Source organism: Microbacterium sp. CCNWLW41 (assembly GCF_037083505.1).
Map to the genome: position 1 here is coordinate 1 of NZ_JBAOJP010000027.1, position 1,059 is coordinate 1,059.

Genomic DNA, 1,059 nt, shown 5'->3' on the forward strand with positions numbered 1-1,059 from the left:
GAAATCCCGTGTGAATCTGTCAGGACCACCTGATAAGCCTAAATACTCCCAGATGACCGATAGCGGACAAGTACCGTGAGGGAAAGGTGAAAAGTACCCCGGGAGGGGAGTGAAATAGTACCTGAAACCGTTTGCTTACAAACCGTTGGAGCCCCCTTAGTAGGGGTGACAGCGTGCCTTTTGAAGAATGAGCCTGCGAGTTAGTGATACGTGGCGAGGTTAACCCGTGTGGGGTAGCCGTAGCGAAAGCGAGTCTGAATAGGGCGATTCAGTCGCGTGTCCTAGACCCGAAGCGAAGTGATCTATCCATGGCCAGGCTGAAGCGACGGTAAGACGTCGTGGAGGGCCGAACCCACTTAGGTTGAAAACTGAGGGGATGAGCTGTGGATAGGGGTGAAAGGCCAATCAAACTTCGTGATAGCTGGTTCTCTCCGAAATGCATTTAGGTGCAGCGTTGCGTGTTTCTTGCCGGAGGTAGAGCTACTGGATGGCCGATGGGCCCTACAAGGTTACTGACGTCAGCCAAACTCCGAATGCCGGTAAGTGAGAGCGCAGCAGTGAGACTGTGGGGGATAAGCTTCATAGTCGAGAGGGAAACAACCCAGACCACCATCTAAGGTCCCTAAGCGCGTGCTAAGTGGGAAAGGATGTGGAGTTGCTTAGACAACCAGGAGGTTGGCTTAGAAGCAGCCACCCTTGAAAGAGTGCGTAATAGCTCACTGGTCAAGTGATTCCGCGCCGACAATGTAACGGGGCTCAAGCACGCCACCGAAGTTGTGGCATTGACATTTATAGGTAGGCCTTCGTGGTCCAGCCGTGTTGATGGGTAGGAGAGCGTCGTGTGGCCGGTGAAGCGGCGGGGTGACCCAGCCGTGGAGGCTACACGAGTGAGAATGCAGGCATGAGTAGCGAAAGACGTGTGAGAAACACGTCCTCCGGAAGACCAAGGGTTCCAGGGTCAAGCTAATCTTCCCTGGGTAAGTCGGGACCTAAGGCGAGGCCGACAGGCGTAGTCGATGGACAACGGGTTGATATTCCCGTACCGGCGAAGAACCGCCC

At 54.8% G+C, this 1,059-nt stretch carries 1 rRNA gene; it reads left to right on the forward strand.

From position 1 onward, the window contains the following. Positions 1-1,059: ribosomal RNA gene (locus V6R91_RS36340) — 23S ribosomal RNA — on the forward strand; the annotation flags it as partial.